Raw genomic sequence first — 200 nt, forward strand, 5'->3', positions numbered from 1 at the left:
CCTCCCCGCCCCGCCGCCGCTTCCTCCCCATGCGCCACCTGCTCCCGCTGCTCCTGCTCTGCGCGGTGATGGCGATGCTGATGCTGCGCGGCTACGTGCACAGCGAGATCCTCGCGGACTACCGCGTGCGCCCCGAAGCGGCGGCCGACAAGGTGCCGGAGAAGATCCTCGCGGGCGGCCCGGTCGTGGACACGCGGGGC

Annotated in this window: 1 protein-coding gene; it reads left to right on the forward strand. The window is 74.0% G+C overall.

Annotated features, from left to right (window positions below; translation table 11 throughout):
* Positions 1-200, forward strand: a 200-nt coding sequence (locus tag AOK24_RS50650; RefSeq protein ID WP_240553912.1) for a hypothetical protein, incomplete at both ends; no start/stop codon positions are given.

This window comes from Streptomyces niveiscabiei (assembly GCF_001419795.1).
Lineage (GTDB): Bacteria > Actinomycetota > Actinomycetes > Streptomycetales > Streptomycetaceae > Streptomyces > Streptomyces niveiscabiei.